Source organism: Sporosarcina aquimarina, assembly GCF_033253705.1.
In the GTDB taxonomy this organism is placed as follows: Bacteria; Bacillota; Bacilli; order Bacillales_A; family Planococcaceae; genus Sporosarcina; species Sporosarcina aquimarina.
On sequence record NZ_JAUBDH010000006.1, the window covers coordinates 125413 to 147593 of the forward strand.

The window sequence follows — 22181 nt, forward strand, 5'->3', positions numbered from 1 at the left end:
ACAATCGGGTACTTTTGTAAGACATTCACAAAGACGGGCTAAATCATCGATAACTAAAAATCGTGAGGGGTTTTAATGAATAAAGAAATTGAAGAAAAGATTGTCAAAACATTTTTCGTTAAAAGTATTCAGCGAAGAGTACTGTTTGAACTCTCTTCACTACACAAGCGCTATGATGCTTTTGGAAGACGAAACGATTTCCTGCGTACAGAGTTAATGTTTGAGATACCTAAACCCAATTCAGATCCTGAAGAGATTGAGAAGTTGTTAAAAAAACAAGGAGCTGGAACTATGTGCTATGTAATGACATCGGCAGAAAGTGATATTGATGGAGAAGAATTACCACTAACAAAAGCGTTAGAAGAACTAATTTGGTCAGGACTACCGTTTATTATCTCTTGTATACCAACTAAATTGGCTTTCTATCAAGGTGAACAGGCATATGGTCCTCCCCAAAGGTTTATTTTGAAAAGATAAAAGCAGTAGTTATTGTTGTATTAACGGGAAGCTGCATCGTAAGTAATCGCATCTCTATCGCAAATGAAGACATTTCTGTAACACAACTATGCTGCAGTAAGGTGATTTAACGAAATGGATTATGTCAAAGCTGAATTATTTTAAAGGGGAAAAAGGAGGGTTATACTATGGATTTATTTTTAGAGATTGCTCGTATTGTACTGCCTGTCGTGATAGTGGGTGGGATTGCACTATTTGTAATTCTGAGAATGAAACAAAAGTATAAAAAAGGAGCTCTGGGTAAGAAAAAAACAAAAAGTGCTCAAATCTTACTGGATAGTTTAATACCATTCGGAATGCTGCTTGGTTTGGCTGTTTCCATACTGCTTAGCTCATTTACTAACTTTTCCTTTCTATCTGCAATTACTTGGGGACCGGGAATAGGTATGTTATTTGGATATTTTGCTTATGAAATTTTCAGCAAAAGAGAAGAAAGTTATTTATAATAATGGACTCCTGGAATCGTGATAAATCGCTGGAATCTTGATCACATTGACAAACTATAAACATATCGATGGGGTGAAACAACTTGTCTCAAGAAAATAAAAGATCCACTTTGATTAGAAACATAGCCATACTGGTGCCAATATTTATTGTGATTTATTTAGGGGTCATGCTTTTAAAATATCTAGCTCATGATGAATTGACATGGGTAAACACCTTTGTGCTGATGTTTTTCATACCCCTTATCGTTTTTATTTTAGGTAGAATAACGAAAAAATGAGGGAATTGAATACGTGTTGTTTGAGTATGGAAAAAATTTGAAACTGTGAGAAGTTGGAATGGCTCTTTATATCTTTATGCTGCAGCAGCTGATCGTCTATCAAACATACATACATACATGCAGCTAAGGATAATGATAGGATCTGATTTTGATTTTGCGAAGGGAGATGAGCTTTCTCAGGTTCTAAGAGTTATAGAGGACTTAATGGAGTTGGAAATAACATTTTCTAAATAGATAGTCATTTGGAATGTCGTAAATATACTGATGGGAGATGAACCTTATACCTACTGCAGCTAAACTTCCTATACTGCTCTCGCTATTTTTGATATCCCTTTTATGCGCTTGTCAACAGCCCGCTCCACCTACAGAACCCGAACAATCCCACGAGCAACTAAACACCGAAGATAAACAGCAAAGCCTATCCTACTCATTTAAAAACCCCGATTCGGGTCAAGAATTTACTATTCTCCACGCGTACTCGTTATACGAAAACTTTTTTGAAGCGGTTGAAAAGAATCCCAAAGTATCCCCTTATGATTTATATGACGATGAAGTGATACAGCCTGTCTATGAGGCGTGTTTTAAAGATGCGGAACTTATTGACGCGACTTTTGCTGTTGCACTTCACTGGACTCCTCCGAAAAGTGAATATGACAACGTAAAGGGTTTAATCGGAAGGATGAATACAGACCAATTAAATCAGGTGTTTGAGGAATCTCTTCTCAAATCTTCAGACATGCTTCCTGCAGACAAAGAAACAACTGTGTGTATTTTTCCTGAAAATGAAGATTATCCTTCTGAAATGATAACATTCGGATCTAATGAAATTCTCGTCTTTTATAAAAAATATGATAAGTATTATAAACCGGGGATGGCTCATGAATATCATCACAGTGTCTGGCTTGAGAAACATGCGAAAGAAGATGAATATCTGACTGTATTTGACCATTTAGCATTGGAAGGACAGGCTGTAATGTTTGAAAGTCTGGTATATCCAGAGTTGAATGCTACGCAATATGCGGTGGATGAGAGCTTTAACAATGAGTATTGGAATCAGATTGAGTCCCATTTTGACAGTATTTCTGGATATGATATACATGACATGATACAAGGCGGCGCGAATGGCCTTCCTGAGGGTTATGGCTATAGTGAGGGGTACAAAATTATTCGATCGTACTTGGAGCTGCTTCCTGGCATGACTGTGGAAGAATGGACATCAAAAGATCCTAAAGAGATATTTGAAGATGGGAATTATATGGCTAACTATCAGTAGGTAGTGATGGATCGGGTGTTTGAAAAGTAAATGAATCGGATACTGCAGCGAAAAGCGGTCCAATGATTGAATTTCTTTTCTAACACCTTCATTCTTCGGATATGACGGAAGATATGAATGACTATATACATTACAAAGAAGAATCTATATTAAACGATTTGAACGTATAGCAGTAACATTGATATCGATAAAACAGAGACTCGTAAGCTTATGGCCTGAGTTTACAGAAATAAGAGATGATTTAAGCAGGTACTTTGACAAGTTTATTTCTATGTTGTAAAATTACTATTAATTCGAGATAAATGAAACTGAGATAAATATAAATATAATTAAAGATAAAGGAGAAGCCTATGACTAACAACAAAGATATAGCATTTCACGAAGAAGAAGTGTCTCTAAAGTTATTTGTCGTACTAACTCGAGCATTGCAGTCCATTAAAGTACGTGTAGAAGAAGATATAAGGAAATCAGGCTTGAATCCAACTGAATTTGCTGTTTTGGAACTGATTTATAATAAGGGTGACCAGCCAATACAGAAGATTGGGGAAAAAGTCTTGATTGCGAGCAGCAGCATTACTTACGTGGTAGATAAACTAGAAAAGAAGGACTTATTAAAAAGAGTACCTTGTCCAAAAGACCGACGTGTAACACATGCCTCTATAACAGTTAAAGGGAGTGAATTAATGGATACGCTCTTTCCTGACCATCAAACAGCAATAAAGGAGATTTTTAAGGGGTTAACAATTCAAGAAAAGGAACACATGATAGAGCAATTGAAAAAGTTAGGAATGTACGCAAGAGATATGTGACTTTTTTAAAATCTGATATCTCGGATTCGTACTATATGAATTAAAAGTAAAAGGAGTTTTCTAACATGACAAACAACTTATTAGGAATTCACCACGTAACAGCAATGACAGATAATGCTATGAGAAACTATAAGTTTTTCACAGATGTACTGGGCATGAGGCTGGTTAAGAAAACGGTGAACCAAGATGACATTCAAACGTATCACACATTTTTCGCTGATGATGTCGGTTCACCAGGGACGGATATGACATTCTTTGATTTTCCGAATAACCCGAAAGGAACGCCGGGAACGAACTCGATTTCCAGAACAGGATTCAGGGTGCCTAACGATGCTGCATTAAAGTACTACTTAGAGCGTTTCAGTGAATATGGTGTGGAGAACGATGGCATACAAGAACTGTTTGGCAAAAAGGTTTTGCCGTTTCAAGAATCGGATGGCCAAAGATATCAATTGTTTTCCGATGAAACGAATAAAGGGGTTGCTCCGGGCACACCTTGGAAGAATGGACCGGTTCCTGAAGATAAAGCGATCTATGGATTGGGACCCATTGAAATAACGGTAAGTTACTTCGATGATTTCAAGAAAATGCTTTCGGAAGTTTACGGCATGAAACCGATCATCGAAGAAGACAACGTGACGCTATTTGATATAGGAGAAGGCGGAAACGGTGGGCAAGTCATTTTACGAAAAGATGATACGACACCAGGACGCCAAGGCTTCGGACAAGTACACCATGTTTCTTTCAGACTGAAAGATCATGATGCGATTAAAAAGTGGGAAGCAAACTATAACAAATTGGAAATTCAACATTCTGGTATTGTGGATCGTTTCTATTTTGAAGCACTTTATACACGTATTGGTCATATCCTAATTGAACTTTCAACGGACGGGCCAGGGTTCATGGGCGATGAGCCATATGAAACGCTAGGAGAAAAGCTGTCCATTCCACCATTCCTTGAGCCGAAACGTGAATATATTGAAGGGCAGATTCGTCCATTTAATACAAAACGATCAAAATGATAGAGGAGGAATTTTATATGGAAGCTATTAAAAGGATCCACCATATCTCAGCTATTGTAGGGGACCCCAATGAAAACCTGAAGTTTTACAGAGATGTATTAGGACTCCGTCTCATTAAACAAACCGTTAATTTTGATGACCCAGGCGTTTACCATTTATACTTCGGAGATCATAATGTAACTCCTGGAACAGTCATTACCTTCTTTCCTTGGACGAACAATAACCAAGGAAGAAAAGGAAGCGGTCAAGTAGGGAGAATCGCTTTCAGAATACCTAAAGGCAGTATGGACTATTGGATAGGACACTTGACTGCCCATAATATCCAAGTGGAAAGTACACAGCTTTTTGGCAAAGAGACCCTTGAGTTCGATGACGTTCATGGACTCGAACTAGCAATGGTTGAAGGAGAAAAAGCCTCTGATCAGCACGACATCCTTGGTTTCCACGGATCAGTGCTATTATCCAGCAATCCAGAAGGTACGAAAGAGTTACTGACAGGTATCATGGGCTTAACTGAACTGGAAAGTGACGATGAGAATTATCACTTTGAAACGGTTGGAAAAGAAAAACATCATATGATTATTTCAATGCCACCACAGCCAGCTGGTCGTTTTGGTATCGGAACTGTCCATCATATAGCCTGGTCAGTTCCGGATATTGAGACGTTGAAGAACTGGCAGTCCGCACTTCAGAACAAGGGATTCGGCGTTACTGTAGTTAAAGATAGAAATTACTTCAACTCGATCTATACCGGTGAAAAAGGAAATATTGTATTCGAGTTCGCAACAGATGGTCCAGGATTCGATCTAGATGAAAGCTTGGAATCACTTGGAACCACGCTGCAGCTACCTGAACAATATGAACATAAAAGGCATGAATACGAAACACGGCTGCCAAGATTGGATATCTAGTCTGTGGCTAAACTGTTCATCTTTTCTCCCCGAATCGAAGGTAGTGATTACTTCGGAAGCAGCAGGCGGTTAAAATCGGACGCCTGGGTGAATAATAAGAAAGGCGTGTTAGAAAAATGAATTATATTTACAAAGAAAAGAAAAAAGACGCACCGGTATTTGTGCTGCTTCATGGCACAGGCGGTACGGAAACAGACTTGGTATCTCTTGCTGAATTACTGAATCCTGCTTATAACATTTTGGGTATCCGAGGAAATGTACAGGAAAATGGAATGAATAGATATTTCAAACGCCATGGAGAAGGGCAGTATGACTGGGAAGACCTTGAGTTTCGCGGAAACGAACTTTATGAATTCATTGTGGAAAAATCAAAAGAATACAATTTCAAGATGGAAGATGTCGTGCTCGTCGGATTCTCAAACGGCTCCAATATTGCCATACAAATGATGCTGCAACAGCCCGAATCGTTCAAAAAGGCGGCTTTGTTCGCACCATTGTATCCGGCAGATGCATCAGAAAAACATGATTTCAGTAATGTGGATGTCTTTCTGTCACTCGGCAAGGGGGATCCTATTGTACCTGAATCAGAGAGCTTACGCGTCATCGATTTATTTAAAGACAGAGGTGCAGGGCTTACAACAGTGTGGGTGAATGGACACAGTCTCCCACAAGAAGCCGCTCAGCAAGCAAAAAAATGGTTGGGTAACGTGTAAATCGCATCAGACTGCGTAATCCATTCAAGAATTGATGTATCTGCAGTAAGAAGAGGTCAAATGGTTAAATCGTATAGATCCGTATGGAAAAATCAAAACACTAAAGGAGAATGAATTTATGAAAAACGTAAAATTAGCTGTTATCTTTTACAGTATGGGTGGAACGAACTTTCAAATGGCAAAATGGACGAAGGAAGCTGCGGAATTAGCAGGTGCCGAAGTTAAATTACTAAAAGTTGAAGAGCTTGCACCACAAGCTGTCGTTGATGCAAATGAAGGATGGAAAGCGACAGAAGACGCAACGAAAGATGTCCCAACTGCAACTTCAGCAGATATCGAGTGGGCAGATGCAATCATTTTCAACGTTCCAACCCGTTTTGGGAATATGCCATCTCAGATGAAACAGTTCATTGATAAGCAAGGTGGTATTTGGGCTCAAGGGAAGACTGTCAATAAGGTAGTCAGCGCAACTTCAAGTGCACAAAATATGCACGGAGGCCAAGAGGCGACCATTCTAAGCCTATATACTTCCATGATGCACTGGGGTGCTATTATTGTTCCTCCAGGATATAGTGATGCCGTATTATTCGGCGCAGGAGGCAACCCTTATGGGACAAGTGTAACTGTCGGACAGGATGGTAAGATGATCGAAGACGTTGAGGACTCGGTAAAGTACCAGGCGACACGTACAGTGAATATAGCCAAACAGTTAATCAACGGACAACAGTAATCCTTCCGTAGTAAGACGGATATGGATCGACACGAGTAAGTGGAATACGAATAATAGGTTGTTCGCTCTACTTTCCAGAGAGAAAGCGAGACGCAGACTTGTAAAGAGAATTCAAGGAAGTGCGTCATAAAAATCGCTCCCGATAGGCGCTATTCGAATAGCCCTTTCCCTTCGAAGTTTGAAGGGGAGGGCTATTTTTATAATTGAAAATCGGGACTTGATAAACTTATCACAGATACATGCCAATAAATATTGTCGACTTAAAACTTTTTGTTGAAGTTGCCCGTCAAAAGAATAGGACGTGATCGCGACATGTTTAAAACTGAAGAAGGTGGATCTTTTGTCATGACAAAAAATGAAAAGTTTAGACGGGTCGAGCAGTTCTTAATTGAAAACCAAAATGCCCATTATCGGCTTGCTTATAGTTATGTAAAAAACAAAGAAAATGCACTTGATATTGTGCAAGACTCGATATTCAAAGCGCTTCAATCCATTGATCGCCTAGATGAAATCAAGTATTTAAAAACTTGGTTTTATCGGATATTGGTGAACACTTCCATTGACTTCATCCGCAAACACCAGCGCGTGATGGTGATGGACGATGAAATCCTGGAAGGGTATTTACCACAAACCGAAGACGAGCAGGCAGATATGGATTTACGTGATGCTGTGGATGCGCTCACTGCTCATGAAAAATCGTTAATTATCTTACGTTTTTTTGAAGACTTGAAGATTGATGAGGTGGCGGCCGTGTTGGGGGAAAATGTAAATACGGTCAAAACTAAACTTTACCGAACGCTAAAAAAATTACGTGTTGAAATCGGAGAGGGGATTTAGGATGAAACAGCTCAAAAACCTAAAGAAGGAATATGAGGATATTGACATTCCTGCTGAATTGGATGAAATGGTCAGACAATCCATCCAAAAAGCGGCAAGCACAAAAAAGAAGCGTTCTTTTGTAAAGCGGTATGTACTGAGTTCGGCTGCTGCGGCTGCTTTGTTTGTTGGCAGTATAAACGCAAGCCCCGCCTTCGCAAATTCGTTAGTGAACATCCCTGTTCTCGGTTCCATTGTTGAAGTATTCACAGTTCAGACGTTAACGCTGGATGAAGAGACGTACCAAGCCAATCTGGAAACGCCAGCAATCGATGGTTTGGAAAACGAAGGGCTGCAATCCGCATTGAACGGTAAATATATCGAAGAGAACGAAAAGCTCTTTAAGCAATTTAAGGAAGACATTGGTGACATGGAGGAAGCTGGTTCAGGTCACTTGGGCATCGATACGGGATATGAAGTGAAAACCGATACGGACCAACTCCTGTCGATTGCCCGTTACGAAGTAACTACAGCTGGCTCATCTTCTGCTGATATGCAATACGATACGATTGATAAGCAAAATAATATTTTAATTACATTACCGAGTCTGTTTAAGGACGAATCCTACATTGCCGTTATCAATTCCTACATTAAAGACGAGATGGAGCGGCAAATGGCGCGTGACGGGAACACTGCGTATTTCTCCACAGAAGAAGAGGGCCTTGAGTTCAGTTCAATCCAAGCCGACCAAAATTTCTATATTACTGAGGATCATAAACTTGTCATTTCTTTTGATAAGTACGAAATAGCGCCTGGTTACATGGGAGTGGTCACATTTGAAATTCCTTCTGATATTTTGAGTGATGCCCTTGTAGGGGACGCCTATATTCGTTAAGTTTTTCAGCAGCAGATGACTAAACCATCTGCTGCTCTACGTTTTGATGAAAGAACGTCCAATTTTACATAACCGTCGAAAAAAAAACCAACGATTCATAATTTGACAGGAGGATTTGAATACTATGAACACATTACATCAAAAAAACGCACGGAAGAGAAGGAGGTTGAAAAAACAATATTTCATAGCCCTTCTTCTTATCCTATTCGGAATTGGTTTCTTTGTTGGTAGATCCTATTCTGCAGGTGAACTACTTAGCGTATCAGAAGGCTCTTCCACTATGTCGGAAGAAGTGGAGCAATCAGCAGAAACTTCCATTGATCCGGAAAAGGCTGGAAAACCCGAAAAGCCCTCCTCTGTACAGGAGGAAGTCGACAAACCAGTAGAACCGGAACCTCAATCGGAAGCGCCCACTATTGTGAAATCCGATAAAACGGACCCAGTCATCGAAGAAAAAACACCTGAAAAAGTAGTCTATATAACGTTCGACGATGGCCCAAGCAAGTGGACTGATCAATTTTTAGATGTTTTGCAGGAGCACGGAGTGAAAGCGACGTTTTTCATGCAAGGGAGCAACTTAAAGAATGAAAACCTGCAGAAAAGTGTGAGACGTACAGTTCAAGAAGGTCATTACATAGGCGGTCATAGTATGACCCATAACTTCAAGACGCTTTATACAGACAAGCAATTTGTACCGGAGATGATTGAAACCCTGGACTTAATCCATGAAATTACAGGATCGACCCCTCACTTAGTCCGTCCCCCTTATGGATCGGCGCCAGGATTGAAAAACGAAGAGATACGCGTTCAGCTTGTTAATGCGCATATCAAAGTATGGGATTGGACCATCGATTCGCAAGACTGGGAGCTTGCGGGTAACCCCTCCCAAATCGTGAGAAACATTAAACAAGGGACTACTTCCGATCGGGAAATTGTATTGATGCATGAAAAGCCGCAAACGTTGGAGGCGCTTCCCAGCATCCTTAAGTTCTTCAAAGAACAAGGGTATGAATTTGCAGTCTATGAGGAGGAACATCACTTCACCCTCAATTTCCAGAACGATGCAAGACTTTAAGGAAGACGGTGAACGCCAGCTCATTAATGATGAAATGGAACGGATAGAAATAAAATAAGCGGATCAAAATTTAAAATAGCCCATTTGGATACTTTAGTTAGATGTGTCCAAACGAGCTGTTTTTGATTCCGCCAGTAGGAAATGTACTGTTTCCATCAAACTACGTCTATGAGTTCATTTTTGATTTTTGCTGTAACTCATTATAATAGTGAACACTTGTCATGGCACCTTCATTGATCATTTCAGAATCATCTATATCTGACGGCTTTCCTAGGTTCTTGACGTAGCTGGTATTTAATTTCTTCACCGCTTTATTCAGTTGAGCTTTTACTTTTTTTCGATTTTCAGTTTTTGAAAGATAGACTGTCCCTGCAACAGCTCCTGCTGCTCCAATTACTTTAGAGATACTCCCCAATTCTATCAGCTCCTGTTCATATGAAAAAATTTTATTATTTAATATACCCTGTTTTTTGAAAATGAAAACCAGCACTGGCGTTCTAAGTCCTTAGGCATATAGTTTCGTCAGTGGATTATGCGATTACTGAATTGTGATGGTGGTAACTGAGAAAATTCGATTTACTTCTGAAACCAACTTGTCTTGGGTTGAAGAGCGTCGCATGTCAGCTATGTTTCAAGTGAACGATCAGATCTCTGGATCGAAAGCGTATGTATATGAAACACCGCTAATGAGCTCATTAGCGGTGTTTTCATTGATGACCTTATTTTTCGGGTGATTCAGTTTGCGTTCGTTGTTGTCCTAAGGATTTATCCACCGGAATGATCAAGTTCAGAATCACTGTCGCGAGTGCACCTACTGAAATTCCTGAAGAGAGCAGGTAATTTGCCCAGTTTGGAACCGTTGCGAGCACTTCTTTAGGAAGCACCGTGACTGCGATTGTCAGTAAAATCGGAACGCCGATCACGATCATATTGCGGTCATCGATAATGATGGGCTGAATGATTTTCATCCCGTTCGTGACGATTGCCACACAGACGATACCGAAAATCCCGTTGATGACAGATTCAGGGATACAAATAATGATTGCGGATAATTTGGGGATGAACCCGAGTAATACTAGGATGAACCCACTTGCCATGATGACCATGCGGCTTCCGACTCCAGTGATGGCTAGAAGTCCAGCGTTCGATGAATAGCCAGTGAGTGGCGTGCTGCCGAATAGGGAACCGACGAAACAGCCAAGCCCTTCACCGAAAGAGGCGCGGTTTAGACGTTTTTCATCCAACTCTTCTTCTGTAATGGTTGAGACAACAAACCATGTACCCGTCGTTTCAAGCAGGATGATCAAGTACACGAGCATCATCGTCAGGATTGCGCCCATATCGAATACAGGTTTTCCGAACGGCAGTAATGTCGGAAGGGAGAACCAAGCCGCTTCTTTCACGGGTGTGAAGTCAATTGGGTAGAAGAAACTAGCAGCGATTGATCCAGCGACAATCGCGAGAATGACAGAGACCAGCCGGAAAAACGAACCGAATCTTGGCAGTCTTTTACCGAGAACCATACATGTTACAAGAACGCCGGCTGAAATCGAAGCGATTGCTACGTTTTGACCAATGGTACCTTCTGCAAAGTAAATATTGTTTAATCCAACAGGCATTAACGCAATACCAACGATAATGATAACTGTTCCGCCGACGATAGGAGGAACGATTTTACGGACAGTTTTTGCAAACACTTTTAAGGGATAACCAAGGAGTGCAATCATGATAGCGCCGGGAATGAGACTTCCTGCAATGGCTCCAAGTCCCAGCTTCCCGCCGATTGCGGCAATTGCACCTATTGGCACATAAGAAGGACCCTGAACAACAGGCAGTTTTAAACCGAAGCCGGTTTGAATAAGCGTTGCTAGTCCAGTTGCGAGAAAACACATTTGAACGAAAAACGACGTATTCTCTGTACTTAATGACAACAAGCCCGCTACGATAATGGGCGCAATATACAAATCCATCGCGAGTACGTGCTGCAAACCGAGTGCGATTGCTTTCGGATAGCTTACTTTCTCATCAACACCGATGAGCAGACCATCTGGACGTTTCTTGGACAACATGAACACTCCCTAGTTCGTTTTTGTTACGGTATAGATTGGAGTATAAAGAATAAGTTTTCGTTTGTACAGTATAAATACGAACGTTTTAAAAACTTTATTTGAATTAGTTCGTGTTTGGGGTTGACCTCAATGAATTCATTCCGTACACTTGGGGTAACTAAACAAGTGGAAGGGGATCTATCCATGTTGAATGATCGTGCGTTACAAGAAGAGTGGCTCGTTGCCTGCCGTTCAGAAGACGTTCAAGAATCACCAATTCAAGTTGTTCTAATGGGAGAACGTCTGGCAGTTTTCCGCAACAGTAAAGGGGTTCATGCATTTAAAGATTTGTGTATACATAGAGGCGCTGCATTATCCCTTGGGGAAGTGAAAAACGATTGTCTCGTCTGCCCTTATCATGGATGGGAATACGAAGACAAAGGGGATTGTGTAAAAATCCCACAGCTTCCTGAAGGCAAATCTATTCCTAAAAAAGCCAAGGCTACCACATATTCATGTGTCGAGAAATATGGCTTCATCTGGGTGAACCTCGCTGGGAATGAGCCGGAGTTCTTCAACTATCCAGAGATGGAATCAGATGAGTGGAGAAACGTCATCTGGGGTCCACAAGAAGCCGAAGCGCTCCCGCCGAGAATTGTTGAAAACTTCCTGGACGTCGGCCATTTAGCGGTCGTTCATCAAGGGTTTCTCGGACAGGAATCACATCGTGAAATCGAGCCCTATAAGATGCACGAAGAAGAAGGAAGAATGTATTCCGATGAAATCCGTATTTTCCAGCCGGATGCCGATGGAACGGGCGTTGCAAAATACGTGTATTACACGTATGAAATTGTCCGGCCGCTCACGGTTCGATTTACAAAACGTGATGCTGAAAATGATACATTGATGACGATTCTGCTGACGGTTCGTCCGATGTCTGAAACACATTCTGTCGCGTATGGAATTTTGTCATTCAACTACGATACAGGACAAACTGATGAAGAAATTGTAGAGTTCCAAGATATGATATTCGCTCAAGATAAGCCGATTGTCCAAAACCAAAAACCTGAAGAACTGCCACTCGATTTGCAAGTGGAATTATCGCTTGTGTCAGATCGTGTGAGTATCGCCTATCGCCAATATTTGAAGAAGTGCGGTGTCGTATTAGGAACTGCATAATTGTATGGAAAGGGCTGCCCATTGGGGTGGCTTTTTTCGTTGTGTGATAAACTTATAGGAATCATAGATGACTTGTAAAACCGAATTTCATGCACATATTGGAGGGGTTCTAATGACCACATTATTATTGAAAAATGCGCGGTTGAAAGATGATCAGGAGCTGCAGGATATTTGGGTTGAAGATGGATGGATCCGGAAGATTGGTAAGGAGTTGAAAGAACCGGGTGAACGCGTCATCGAATGTGAGGGGCGTGTCGTATTGCCGGGGTTAATAGAAGGGCATATTCATCCAGACAAAGCCTTTTTGGAAGAGCGAAAACCGAATGTTTCCGGAACGCTGGAAGAAGCGATCAAAAACACGGGTGAGCTGAAAAGGGAGTATACGTATGAGGACGTCTATGAACGCGCGGAAAAGGTATTGAATTGGGCGATTTCTAAAGGGACGACAGTGATGCGCGCTCATCCCGATGTGGATCATATCGAAAAACTGCTTGGCGTGGAAGTGCTGCTCGATTTGAAAAAGAAGTATAAGGACAAAATCGACTTGCAAATTGTTGTATTTCCTCAAGAAGGAATTTTGAAATCCGACGGAACCTTGGAGCGGATGGAAGAAGGAATCCAGATGGGGGCAGATGTCGTTGGCGGCTGTCCCTACAATGAAAAAACGCTTGCTGATTCACATGCTCATTTGGAGATCGTTTTTGACTTAGCGGAGAAGCACGGGTTGCCACTAGATCTGCATGTCGATTTCGCTGATCATACCGAGGATCCGCGGTATATGCTGACGGAGCGGATTTGTGATATGACAATTGAGCGAAGCATGCAAGGACGTGTAACACTCGGGCATGTCACGACGTTAGGGTCGATCCATCCAGAAGAAGCTTCCGCATTGTTCACTAAAATTGCCGAAGCAGGAATTACAATTATGCCTTTGCCTGCAACCGATGTATATTTAAACGGCAGAAATGATGAAAAAAATGTGAGAAGAGGCATGGCTCCAGTACTGCATATGCTTGAGCACGGAGTAAATGTTGCTTTCGCTTCAAATAATATTCGGAATGCGTTTACGCCGTTCGGAAACGCAAATTTGTTATTGATCGGCTATTTACTGGCGGAGACGCAGTTTATGGGTTCGGCGGATCAGCAGCGGTCTGTACTCGATATGATTACGTACAATGCAGCAAAGTGTCTCGGAATTGAGGAGACATACGGAATTGCTGAAGGGAAAAAGGCAGACCTGGTGGTGTTTGATACGAAAAAGTTGAGCGATGTCATCCAAGACCAGCCCATCGCTAACTTTGTTATTAAAGCAGGAATCGTTATTGTGGAACAGTCCATTACGAAAATTGTCGAATAAATGCGAAAATATTGTTAGATTATTTTGAAAACTATCAGGAATGTGGTAGAGTAATACACATTATAAAGTTTAAGAAGGAGGCAATTTGAATGACCACAGTTGGATTTGTACGCCATGGGGTGACTGCCTGGAACAAACAAGGACGAGCGCAAGGATCCACGGATATACCATTGGATGAAGAAGGAATCCGGATGGCGGTACGTGTGGCGGATCGGTTAGCGGCGGATGGCTGGGATGCCATCTATACAAGCCCTTGGAAGCGTGCAAAACGAACTGCAGAACTGATTGGCGAGAAAATATCCAATGCAGACGTTATGGAGGATACCCGGATTCGCGAGCGAGCCGGGGGGTTAATTGAAGGAACAACCGAAGCGGATCGCCGTGCAAAGTGGGGACCCGAGTGGAAACAACTGGACTTGCAAGGGGAGACACATGATAGTGTCATAACGCGCGGTATGTCGTTCATTGAAGAGATGCAGCAGCGCTATCCAGAGGGACGTGTGCTTGCGGTGAGTCACGGCGGCTTCATAAAACGCTTATTGTCGGAGTTATTGCCCGGCACGACGTATGAAGAGCCGCTTGGAAATACGTCGCTGACGATTGTGAAGCTCGATGCTGAACAAAATGTCTGCGAGTTGTTTAATTGCACGGAGCATTTGCATGAGATGAAATTATGAACCGGTCTGCCCCTAGGCAGCCGGTTTTTTGGTAGTCGAACGGTTCTCCATCATCGGCAGGTACTTCTTCATCAAATGAGGTATCTTCTTCATCACTCCAGAGAGAATGTCCGACACTACGCATGATTTCTCCGACACATCGCGAAGTTTCTCGATAACGAGACACAATTCAACCTGGTTTAAGGGATTAATTGGTAGCGCTTCGCTTGATTTTTTTAGTGTTGCTGAGAGCCTTTAGTGATGTATGCTACCAAAAATTGTCTCCGCCATTGGAAAGTGATTCTTCATCAGATGAGACATCTTCTTTATCACTTCGAACAGAATGTCCGACACTACGCGTGGTTTCTTCGCCCGATCGCGAACTTTCCCGATAACGGTATCCAATTCAATTGCGAAGAAGGGAAGAGTACTCCAAAAAAAGACCCCACCTAAGTGAGGTCTTGGTCAAGACTTATTTACCTTTACGCCAAAACACTAGTAAACTTAAAAGCAGGACTGAACCTGAGGTGATGAGCAATGGAATATGCTCATCCCAAATCCCGTAAAAACATGCTGCTAAAGAGATACTTCCAAATACGCCTGCGAAACTTCGCGAGTGAAGGCGAACGCGCTGGCGGTCTTTTTCTCTGTCATGCTTCTCCGTGTACTCCCGCATACGTTTCGGTTCTTCCAAGTAGGAATAGAGGCGTGGCGGAATTGTGCGCAGCTGGCCAATGGCATTGAGTGCTGCCTTTGATAGGTCTTTACCTGAAATGCGTTTGCCGCCGCCAATTCCTGTCTTGTGTTTCGCCCATTCGACTACGCGTTCTTTTCCTAGACCTAATAGGTCCACATCTGGATCGAGTATATGCAAAACACCTACAAACACTGAAACAGCTCGACCTAAAAAAGCAAATTGGGCCGGCATCTGTACAGGCTGTGTGCGGACAATCTGCATCAAGTCTTCCAGCAATCTCTCCACGACAAATCCATTCATATCATTTAAATCATCAGATTCATACGCTTTGACGACACGTTCAATGGCGCTTGTAAGAAGCGCACGATCGGCATCGGGCAATAGAAACTTCAATTGTTCCAATCCATCCAGCACGCGCTCATAATTTTTGAAAATCACACCTTCGACAATTAAAAACATTGAATCGGCTTCAGCTGGACTGATCGTCACGACCATCCCGAAATCGATCAGTACAAGTGTCCCGTCTTCTTGAACCATTAAATTCCCACTATGAGGGTCTGCGTGGAACTGACCGCCTTCCAAAATTTGTTCTAAGAATAATAAAAATAATTTGACTGACAGCTCTTTTCGGTCAATCCTATGTTCGTCCAAAAACTCAGTATTGGTAATGCGCACCCCTTCAATCCATTCCATCACAAGCACGCGACGCGTTGTATAGTTAGCGAAATAGACGGGAAAACGTACCCCTTCCATATGAGGAAACCGTTCTGAAAAACTTCGACCATTTTTCATCTCTTGGATGAAGTTAAGCTCTGCTCCGATGACATCTGTCATCTCGACGTATAATAAATCAAAGTCCACTTGCTTGTTGAAGCTGGTAAACCGTTTTGCCAGCCAAATGACTATTTTTATCGCTTTAAAGTCTGCACGTAAAATCCGTTCAATATTTGGCCGTTGAATTTTAATTGCCACTTTGGTTCCGTCTTTTAACCGGCCTTTATAGACTTCACCTATCGACGCAGATGCTATAGGTACCTCGCTAATCTCTGAAAGCCGTTCCATGTGCGGGATGCCCCATTCATCATCAAGAAGGGCTAAGGCCTCTTTGGTCGGCACGGGCGTCACTTGGTCTGTCAGTCCTTCTAATTCTTCTAAGAACGAAGGAGGCATGATATCTGCCCGGGCAGATAAAAATTGGCCGAGCTTGATCATCAGACCGCCTAGCTCCAATGCTGTTTTTTTATAAGTTCGGGCTTGCCGAGTTACCAGTGCTTCCCATTTTGCATTCACAGTTGGAGTGAACTGACCACGATGGCGGCGCTGGAACGAAGTGACTTGAATGAAAAACACAATGGACATCCACACGATTTTGACAATCCGATATAAGGCAAGTTGCTTCAATTCGAACGCCTCCTCTTTTAAATAGTATACTGATAAAGTGCCAGAAAGCAGAGAATAGTGTATTACACAGTTGAAATGGATTAACATAGGTTTCAACAGGGTAAATAACAACGTAGAATTGCAGAAGAAGAGGTGGTAAAGATGGCAGAACATGAATTTCACTTAAAAGCCTTTTGGCCGGGCGGGCGCAACAGTGCTGGATATATAGAAGCGGGGAATTTGCAAACCAAGATTTCAATCCCTTCCGCAATGGAAGGACCGAATGTTGGCACAAATCCGGACGAGATGCTGTTAGGAGCAGCAGCGACGTGTTATATCATTACATTAGCAGCGATGATTGAACGGACACATTTACCGCTCGACACGATGTCGCTTGAATCTATCGGATTTGTTGATGTGACGATGGGAATTTTCACATATAAAAAGATTATCCATAAGCCGACAGTTTCATTGAAATCTGAAGCGAGTCCTTCTGATTTTGAAAAGCTGAATGTTCTTATAGTCGAAGCGGAAAAGAATTGCATGATTTCCAAAGCAATTAAAGGAAATGTAGATGTGGAAGTTGAACCGAGTGTGTCGAAGTCGCAAGTATGACTGGCAAGATAGGAGTTTTTCCTATCTTGTTTTTATTTTGAGTATGTCCTGTAACATTCGCAATCTTTGAATAGTCTTGCTAGAATAGATGAAACCAAATGGAAGGATGATGCACAGTGACCGAAACGTTGTCGCACCAGGATGTGATCTATGCATTCAGTAAAACACATCCCCCTATAAAACGAGTAGATGCTGGAACGACGATTGAGATTGAGACGTATGATTGTTTTAAGAACCAAGTGCAATCAGAAGAAACGAAGATTAGCGGGATTGACTGGGACGCGGTGAATCCGGCAACCGGCCCTATTTATGTCAATGGGGCCGCGCCGGGAGACGTCCTTCGCGTGACGATTCGGAAGTTGACGATTGGAAACCAAGGAGTCATGGCAACCGGACCCAATCTTGGCGTCATGGGGCATCGCTTAAGCGAACTTGAATCAAAAATCATTCCGATTGAAAACGGTGCAGCAAAATTCAATGATAAACTTTCCATACCATTGAATCCGATGATTGGAGTGATCGGTGTTGCGCCCGAAGGGGAGCCCATTTCTTGCGGAACTCCAGGAACACACGGGGGCAACATGGACACGAAACTGATTCAAGAAGGCGCAGTACTGTATTTCCCTGTTTTTGCTGAAGGTGCATTATTCGCTCTTGGTGATTTCCATGCTGCCATGGGAGATGGCGAAGTGGGCGTTTCAGGAATAGAAGTGCCGGGAAGTGCTGTTGTGACATTGGATGTCATTCAAAAAACACCGCTGAACCATCCTTTACTTGAAAATGAAGAAGGATTCACATTCCTTGTTTCTGCAAAGACGCTGGATGAAGCAGTGAAAATGGCTGTTGAAGAAACGGCAGACTTGTTAGCAGAGCGTACAGGTCTTAGTTTGGCCGAAGTGACGATGTTGTTAAGTGCAGTTGGTCAAGTGCAAGTGAGTCAAGTCGTGGATCCGCTTGTGACAGTCCGTTTCTTTGTTCCGCGTTATGTATTGGAAACGTATGGGGCAACACTGTTAAATGGATAAGTAGGTGATGAAGCCAGCTTCTTTGTTCGAAGAAGCTGGTTTTCTTCATGGGACAGACGTTTTTAAAATGAAACCTTCCGCAAAAAGACTTCGTATAGAAACTAAAAGAAAGCGGGATCAAGCAGGGAGGGACAGCCATGAGTGTATTTGACAAAAACATAGCTTTTTGCCATCCGTGGCGATCGTATCAAGCACGAATTCTAAGTGATTTAGAATACCATTTGAAAAATAAGCACCTCCACTTAGTTGCGCCTCCAGGGTCAGGAAAAACCGTGCTGGGCCTTGAAGTCATGCTTCAGTTAAATGAGCCGACGCTAATTGTCGCCCCGACGCTTGCAATCCGGAATCAGTGGATTGAACGATTTGTGGGGTCGTTCCTTCAAGTATCTCAAACGCCTGACTGGATTTCGACGGATATACGAAAACCAGGCCTGGTAACGGTGACCACTTACCAAACTTTACATAGCGTACTTAAAGGGGAAGACCTTGAAAAGTTCTTTACTGTCTTTGACGCGGTAAATTTCAAAACGATAATTTTGGATGAAGCCCATCATTTACGCACATCTTGGTGGCAAAGTGCGATTACGTTCAGAGACCGGTTAAGCGAACCGAACATTGTCGCACTGACAGCGACACCGCCGTATGACGCAGGTCAACGTGAATGGAATCATTACATACAACTTTGCGGTCCCATTGATGAAGAAATCTATGTGCCGGAACTGATTCGGGAGGGTGATCTATGTCCGCACCAGGACTACGTCTATGCATCCGTACCAACACCCGAAGAAGCCGGCATGATTGCACAGTTCCATCGATCGGTAGATGCGTTTGTGGATCGGCTTTTGTCCAATCACGAATTTCTGGATTTAATAGAACAGCACCCATGGATTCGAACTCCAGAAGACCAGTTGGATGAGCTGCTGGGCAGTCCCGAATATTACTCAAGTATGCTGTTGTATTTAAGAAATGCCGGCAGTGAGAGCTGGAAGCGCGGAATCGAAATTATTGGCGGCGATGAAAAGGATATTCCTGAGTTTTCACTGGAGTGGCTCGAAGAATTATTGAATGGGCTTTTATATAAAGACCCGTTTTACACTGAAGACCATCTGATTCTGAAAGCCGTCCGATTGGAGCTATCCAGAATTGGAGCGATAGAACGAAGGACTATATCGCTGCGATCGAGTCATGCGATTCAGCAGACGCTCGTAAAAAGTGTGACCAAACTGAACAGCATCGAAAAAATTGTATCATTCGAAGCGGATCAGTTAGGTTCCGCGCTGCGGCAAGTGATTTTGACGGATTTCATCCACAAAGAGGATCTGCCGACTGCGGTAGACGATGAACGACCGCTCGTTCGTTTAGGTGTCGTACCCATCTTTGAGAAACTACGCAAAATGTCAGGTGCAGAATGCCGTCTTGGTATCTTGACTGGATCACTCATTGTAATTCCGGCCACAGCTTGGCGAACACTTTCTGAACTCGCTTTACGAAGTGGAATTGAACTTTCTGCGGTCCCTCTTCCGCATGATGAACGATATCTCCGAATAGAGGTTGGAGCGGACCGCCAGAAAGTTACTGCACTCTTAACAGAAGTGTTCACTTTAGGTGAAATTCAAGTGCTCGTGGGGACGGCGGCGTTACTTGGGGAAGGGTGGGATGCTCCAGCTATCAACTCACTCATCATCGCATCTACAGTTGGCAGTTATATGTTAAGCAATCAGATGAGGGGGAGGGCTATCCGGACGCAAGCAGGGAATCCCGGGAAAACTGCGGCCATTTGGCATTTAGTTTGTATTCAGCCAGTGATGGACGGCGGAGGACCTGATCAGGCAGCTCTTGAGCGAAGGTTTCAATCCTTAATCGGTTTGGATGCTGAACTTCCTCGGATTTCATCAGGCATTGAGAGATTGCACCTGGCGGGAAATCCGGATTCGGGTAAAACGATAGAAGGACAAAATGAAAAGACACTGCAGCGCGCCGCGAACCGTGCATCGCTACAGGAAAGATGGCAGTATGCGGTAGGAATTGCTGAACGGGGGGAATGAAAAGAAGAACTGGTTGCGGAACGGAAAAGAATCCCGAAACCGTTCGTCTATGCAGCGACAGTTAAGTCATTAGTTATTGTCGGTGCGGCCGTGTTTTTTGAAACTGTCCGCGAGATAATGGGGCCATTCCCTTTCAATATATCAAAAGAGCGGTTACTGATTGCGTTTCTAGTTGGAATTGTATTGGCTTCACCGTATTTGTGGAAGTCAGGAAAAGCGATGATTCGGCATCGTTCACTGGAACAAAGTATGATTCAAGCTGCGACGGCGGTCTATGAAACTCTTTTCCATGCAGGTTTGCTGTCGATACCTTTGTCTGAAAATCGTATTCTTACAGAGGGAGGAGAATCTGTCTCGTGCAGTTTAGAAAAGGGGTCGATTCACGAACAAACCGTGTTCCTGAAGGCGATGCAAGAACTGCTCGACCCAATCGAGAATCCAAGATATTTGTTAGTGCGCAGGTCAAAGCTTCTTTTCATGAAACGGTGGGATTTTCATTCGGTTCCTGAAGAAATCGGACGAAAAAAAGAGGTGGCAGAGGTTTTTTTGAAACAATGGAATCATCATGTGGATCATGCTGATTTGACTTATACGCGGACGCCTGAAGGCAGGAAAGAGCTGCTTGTCGCTAGACTTGCTGCCATGTCAGCGATTTTTCAGGAGAAGTCAGAGCGGTTAAGCGTTTGGAGATAGACGAGAAGAAGATTACTAGGAGGAGAACGTATGATTGAATACATACTCGTTTTTTTAGGAGCTGCAGTACCCGCGCTTGAGATTGCGCTTGTCATTCCAGTCGGGATTGTCAGAGGACTTTCACCGTTTTGGGTCATACTGTTAGCGTTTGCAGGCAATATGCTGACGGTCGTTCTATTAATCTTCCTGTACCATCGGATTGAACAATGGTACAGAAGGCGAAAAGGTGACAGCACGGAAGGTCCATCGAAACGTCAGCTGCGTGGAAGAAAAATTATGGATCGATACGGAGTTGCTGGACTCGCATTGGCCGGTCCCATTCTAATCGGGACACACATCGCGGCTTTTTTCGCATTGCTCTTCGGCGCATCCAAACGGAAAACGGTAATTTGGATGACCATCAGCATCGCCCTTTGGTCACTTGTTTTTGGTATTGTCACAGCGATGGGCTTTTCTTTTTTCATTAAAGATTAAATAATTTCGTAATTAGCGTCAGAATGGGTGCAACAATAATCCCGTACACAACAAAGATGGCTCCGAATGTTCCGAGGAGATAAAGCGTTTTGTGTTTGCTATAAGCCTTTACTTCAGGTGTTTCAATCAGATGGAAAAAACGTCGCTTTCCACATTCATCACATAGGAGAAGGAATGTGACATCTTTTCGGACTTCGGATTTGTTGAACACTACTGTCTTCACGCGTTTCTCTTTTCGTTTGAATGACAGACCGAACGTTTTTTCATAAGGGATTGTTTTCGTATGTGGACAATCAACTGAATCGAATTCCAGGTGAAGACCGTCAAACCAGCTTTTCTCGCGGATTGTTCTTTTATACAAGATGATCCCGGCAATGCCGACGAAGAGGATTGTCAAAGGGAAGGCGGAAATCATTAAAATCTTTTTAACCAACATCAACACCTCAAATGTAACTAATAGTCACTCGCTTTGTATAGTCTATCAAATGGGTAACTCTTAGTCCAAAACGTTTATAAGGCAAGGTGACA

At 42.8% G+C, this 22181-nt stretch carries 24 protein-coding genes; 19 read left to right on the plus strand and 5 right to left on the minus strand.

The features are described 5' to 3' along the window. Nucleotides 1-75: 75 nt before the first annotated feature. From QT716_RS11260 to QT716_RS11310, 11 genes are all read left to right on the plus strand, one after another. Nucleotides 76-477 carry a hypothetical protein gene (locus QT716_RS11260; RefSeq protein WP_317936155.1) on the plus strand — a complete coding sequence of 134 codons (402 nt, stop codon included), beginning with the start codon at nucleotides 76-78 and terminating at the stop codon, nucleotides 475-477. A 167-nt stretch (nucleotides 478-644) separates the two neighbouring features. Then, complete coding sequence (locus tag QT716_RS11265) at nucleotides 645-962, plus strand: hypothetical protein (protein ID WP_317936156.1); 318 nt, start codon at nucleotides 645-647, stop codon at nucleotides 960-962. A 549-nt stretch (nucleotides 963-1511) separates the two neighbouring features. Next, nucleotides 1512-2513, plus strand: coding sequence for a DUF2268 domain-containing putative Zn-dependent protease (locus tag QT716_RS11270; RefSeq protein WP_317936157.1), 1002 nt, complete (start codon nucleotides 1512-1514; stop codon nucleotides 2511-2513). A 350-nt stretch (nucleotides 2514-2863) separates the two neighbouring features. Then, the gene (locus QT716_RS11275) at nucleotides 2864-3322 is read left to right on the plus strand and encodes a MarR family winged helix-turn-helix transcriptional regulator (RefSeq protein ID WP_317936158.1); all 459 of its coding nucleotides are present in this window, start codon (nucleotides 2864-2866) and stop codon (nucleotides 3320-3322) included. A gap of 65 nt (nucleotides 3323-3387) precedes the next feature. Then, a complete protein-coding gene (gene mhqE / locus QT716_RS11280) occupies nucleotides 3388-4344 on the plus strand; it encodes a ring-cleaving dioxygenase MhqE (RefSeq protein WP_317936159.1) in 957 nt (318 codons plus the stop codon). Nucleotides 4345-4361: 17 nt separating this feature from the next. After that, nucleotides 4362-5255, plus strand: coding sequence for a VOC family protein (locus tag QT716_RS11285; RefSeq protein WP_317936160.1), 894 nt, complete (start codon nucleotides 4362-4364; stop codon nucleotides 5253-5255). 116 nt (nucleotides 5256-5371) lie between these two features. Beyond that, nucleotides 5372-5968 carry an alpha/beta hydrolase gene (locus tag QT716_RS11290; protein ID WP_317936161.1) on the plus strand — a complete coding sequence of 199 codons (597 nt, stop codon included), beginning with the start codon at nucleotides 5372-5374 and terminating at the stop codon, nucleotides 5966-5968. Between the two features lie 118 nt (nucleotides 5969-6086). After that, nucleotides 6087-6698 (plus strand): NAD(P)H:quinone oxidoreductase, encoded by a 612-nt coding sequence (wrbA, locus tag QT716_RS11295; RefSeq protein WP_317936162.1) that lies wholly within the window; start codon nucleotides 6087-6089, stop codon nucleotides 6696-6698. A gap of 345 nt (nucleotides 6699-7043) precedes the next feature. Continuing rightward, nucleotides 7044-7535, plus strand: coding sequence for a sigma-70 family RNA polymerase sigma factor (locus QT716_RS11300; protein WP_317936163.1), 492 nt, complete (start codon nucleotides 7044-7046; stop codon nucleotides 7533-7535). 1 nt (nucleotide 7536) lies between these two features. Next, nucleotides 7537-8409, plus strand: coding sequence for an RsiV family protein (locus QT716_RS11305; RefSeq protein ID WP_317936164.1), 873 nt, complete (start codon nucleotides 7537-7539; stop codon nucleotides 8407-8409). A 280-nt stretch (nucleotides 8410-8689) separates the two neighbouring features. Beyond that, nucleotides 8690-9484: a polysaccharide deacetylase family protein gene (locus tag QT716_RS11310; protein ID WP_317936224.1), complete on the plus strand. Its 795-nt coding sequence runs from the start codon at nucleotides 8690-8692 to the stop codon at nucleotides 9482-9484. Nucleotides 9485-9650: 166 nt separating this feature from the next. On the opposite strand, the gene QT716_RS11315 is transcribed toward QT716_RS11310, so the two are convergent. Together QT716_RS11315 and QT716_RS11320 are read right to left on the minus strand one after the other, a co-directional pair. Then, complete coding sequence (locus tag QT716_RS11315) at nucleotides 9651-9899, minus strand: hypothetical protein (RefSeq protein WP_317936165.1); 249 nt, start codon at nucleotides 9897-9899, stop codon at nucleotides 9651-9653. A gap of 304 nt (nucleotides 9900-10203) precedes the next feature. Continuing rightward, nucleotides 10204-11553 (minus strand): uracil-xanthine permease family protein, encoded by a 1350-nt coding sequence (locus QT716_RS11320; protein ID WP_398293263.1) that lies wholly within the window; start codon nucleotides 11551-11553, stop codon nucleotides 10204-10206. Between the two features lie 183 nt (nucleotides 11554-11736). Here QT716_RS11320 and QT716_RS11325 point away from each other — a divergent pair, with 183 nt between their 5' ends. From QT716_RS11325 to QT716_RS11335, 3 genes are all read left to right on the plus strand, one after another. Next, a complete protein-coding gene (locus tag QT716_RS11325; protein WP_398293302.1) occupies nucleotides 11737-12711 on the plus strand; it encodes a Rieske 2Fe-2S domain-containing protein in 975 nt (324 codons plus the stop codon). A gap of 112 nt (nucleotides 12712-12823) precedes the next feature. Then, nucleotides 12824-14068, plus strand: a complete 1245-nt coding sequence (locus tag QT716_RS11330) for an amidohydrolase family protein (protein WP_317936168.1) — start codon at nucleotides 12824-12826, stop codon at nucleotides 14066-14068. 89 nt (nucleotides 14069-14157) lie between these two features. After that, nucleotides 14158-14745 carry a histidine phosphatase family protein gene (locus tag QT716_RS11335; RefSeq protein ID WP_317936169.1) on the plus strand — a complete coding sequence of 196 codons (588 nt, stop codon included), beginning with the start codon at nucleotides 14158-14160 and terminating at the stop codon, nucleotides 14743-14745. Here QT716_RS11335 and QT716_RS11340 read toward each other — a convergent pair. Together QT716_RS11340 and QT716_RS11345 are read right to left on the minus strand one after the other, a co-directional pair. Continuing rightward, nucleotides 14708-14911 carry a hypothetical protein gene (locus QT716_RS11340; RefSeq protein ID WP_317936170.1) on the minus strand — a complete coding sequence of 68 codons (204 nt, stop codon included), beginning with the start codon at nucleotides 14909-14911 and terminating at the stop codon, nucleotides 14708-14710. The two genes, QT716_RS11335 and QT716_RS11340, sit on opposite strands and share 38 nt — an antisense overlap. A 285-nt stretch (nucleotides 14912-15196) precedes the next feature. Then, nucleotides 15197-16822 carry an ABC1 kinase family protein gene (locus QT716_RS11345; protein ID WP_317936171.1) on the minus strand — a complete coding sequence of 542 codons (1626 nt, stop codon included), beginning with the start codon at nucleotides 16820-16822 and terminating at the stop codon, nucleotides 15197-15199. A 141-nt stretch (nucleotides 16823-16963) separates the two neighbouring features. On the opposite strand from QT716_RS11345, the gene QT716_RS11350 reads away from it, so the two are divergent. The 5 genes from QT716_RS11350 (at nucleotide 16964) to QT716_RS11370 (ending at nucleotide 21653) form a co-directional block, all read left to right on the plus strand. After that, nucleotides 16964-17416 carry an OsmC family protein gene (locus tag QT716_RS11350; protein ID WP_317936172.1) on the plus strand — a complete coding sequence of 151 codons (453 nt, stop codon included), beginning with the start codon at nucleotides 16964-16966 and terminating at the stop codon, nucleotides 17414-17416. A 116-nt stretch (nucleotides 17417-17532) separates the two neighbouring features. Further along, entirely contained in the window at nucleotides 17533-18441 is a 909-nt protein-coding gene (locus QT716_RS11355) for an acetamidase/formamidase family protein (protein WP_317936173.1), read from the plus strand. Nucleotides 18442-18578: 137 nt separating this feature from the next. Next, nucleotides 18579-20486 (plus strand): DEAD/DEAH box helicase family protein, encoded by a 1908-nt coding sequence (locus QT716_RS11360; protein WP_317936174.1) that lies wholly within the window; start codon nucleotides 18579-18581, stop codon nucleotides 20484-20486. Nucleotides 20487-20576: 90 nt separating this feature from the next. Beyond that, nucleotides 20577-21179 (plus strand): hypothetical protein, encoded by a 603-nt coding sequence (locus QT716_RS11365; RefSeq protein ID WP_317936175.1) that lies wholly within the window; start codon nucleotides 20577-20579, stop codon nucleotides 21177-21179. Nucleotides 21180-21209: 30 nt separating this feature from the next. Next, a complete protein-coding gene (locus tag QT716_RS11370; protein ID WP_317936176.1) occupies nucleotides 21210-21653 on the plus strand; it encodes a small multi-drug export protein in 444 nt (147 codons plus the stop codon). Here the strand turns inward: QT716_RS11370 and QT716_RS11375 are convergent. After that, complete coding sequence (locus QT716_RS11375) at nucleotides 21643-22092, minus strand: hypothetical protein (protein ID WP_317936177.1); 450 nt, start codon at nucleotides 22090-22092, stop codon at nucleotides 21643-21645. The two genes, QT716_RS11370 and QT716_RS11375, sit on opposite strands and share 11 nt — an antisense overlap. Between the last annotated feature and the right edge of the window lie 89 nt (nucleotides 22093-22181).

What these genes read in the sequence shown, in the direction of transcription:
- wrbA (WP_317936162.1), top strand. Translation starts at nt 6,087, where the DNA reads ATGAAAAACGTAAAATTAGCTGTTATCTTTTACAGTATGGGTGGAACG.
- QT716_RS11350 (WP_317936172.1), top strand. Translation starts at nt 16,964, where the DNA reads ATGGCAGAACATGAATTTCACTTAAAAGCCTTTTGGCCGGGCGGGCGC.
- QT716_RS11320 (WP_398293263.1), bottom strand. Translation starts at nt 11,553, where the DNA reads ATGTTGTCCAAGAAACGTCCAGATGGTCTGCTCATCGGTGTTGATGAG.
- QT716_RS11330 (WP_317936168.1), top strand. Translation starts at nt 12,824, where the DNA reads ATGACCACATTATTATTGAAAAATGCGCGGTTGAAAGATGATCAGGAG.
- QT716_RS11300 (WP_317936163.1), top strand. Translation starts at nt 7,044, where the DNA reads ATGACAAAAAATGAAAAGTTTAGACGGGTCGAGCAGTTCTTAATTGAA.
- QT716_RS11275 (WP_317936158.1), top strand. Translation starts at nt 2,864, where the DNA reads ATGACTAACAACAAAGATATAGCATTTCACGAAGAAGAAGTGTCTCTA.
- QT716_RS11360 (WP_317936174.1), top strand. Translation starts at nt 18,579, where the DNA reads ATGAGTGTATTTGACAAAAACATAGCTTTTTGCCATCCGTGGCGATCG.
- mhqE (WP_317936159.1), top strand. Translation starts at nt 3,388, where the DNA reads ATGACAAACAACTTATTAGGAATTCACCACGTAACAGCAATGACAGAT.
- QT716_RS11370 (WP_317936176.1), top strand. Translation starts at nt 21,210, where the DNA reads ATGATTGAATACATACTCGTTTTTTTAGGAGCTGCAGTACCCGCGCTT.
- QT716_RS11285 (WP_317936160.1), top strand. Translation starts at nt 4,362, where the DNA reads ATGGAAGCTATTAAAAGGATCCACCATATCTCAGCTATTGTAGGGGAC.
- QT716_RS11335 (WP_317936169.1), top strand. Translation starts at nt 14,158, where the DNA reads ATGACCACAGTTGGATTTGTACGCCATGGGGTGACTGCCTGGAACAAA.
- QT716_RS11310 (WP_317936224.1), top strand. Translation starts at nt 8,690, where the DNA reads ATGTCGGAAGAAGTGGAGCAATCAGCAGAAACTTCCATTGATCCGGAA.
- QT716_RS11270 (WP_317936157.1), top strand. Translation starts at nt 1,512, where the DNA reads ATGAACCTTATACCTACTGCAGCTAAACTTCCTATACTGCTCTCGCTA.
- QT716_RS11265 (WP_317936156.1), top strand. Translation starts at nt 645, where the DNA reads ATGGATTTATTTTTAGAGATTGCTCGTATTGTACTGCCTGTCGTGATA.
- QT716_RS11260 (WP_317936155.1), top strand. Translation starts at nt 76, where the DNA reads ATGAATAAAGAAATTGAAGAAAAGATTGTCAAAACATTTTTCGTTAAA.
- QT716_RS11325 (WP_398293302.1), top strand. Translation starts at nt 11,737, where the DNA reads ATGTTGAATGATCGTGCGTTACAAGAAGAGTGGCTCGTTGCCTGCCGT.
- QT716_RS11290 (WP_317936161.1), top strand. Translation starts at nt 5,372, where the DNA reads ATGAATTATATTTACAAAGAAAAGAAAAAAGACGCACCGGTATTTGTG.
- QT716_RS11305 (WP_317936164.1), top strand. Translation starts at nt 7,537, where the DNA reads ATGAAACAGCTCAAAAACCTAAAGAAGGAATATGAGGATATTGACATT.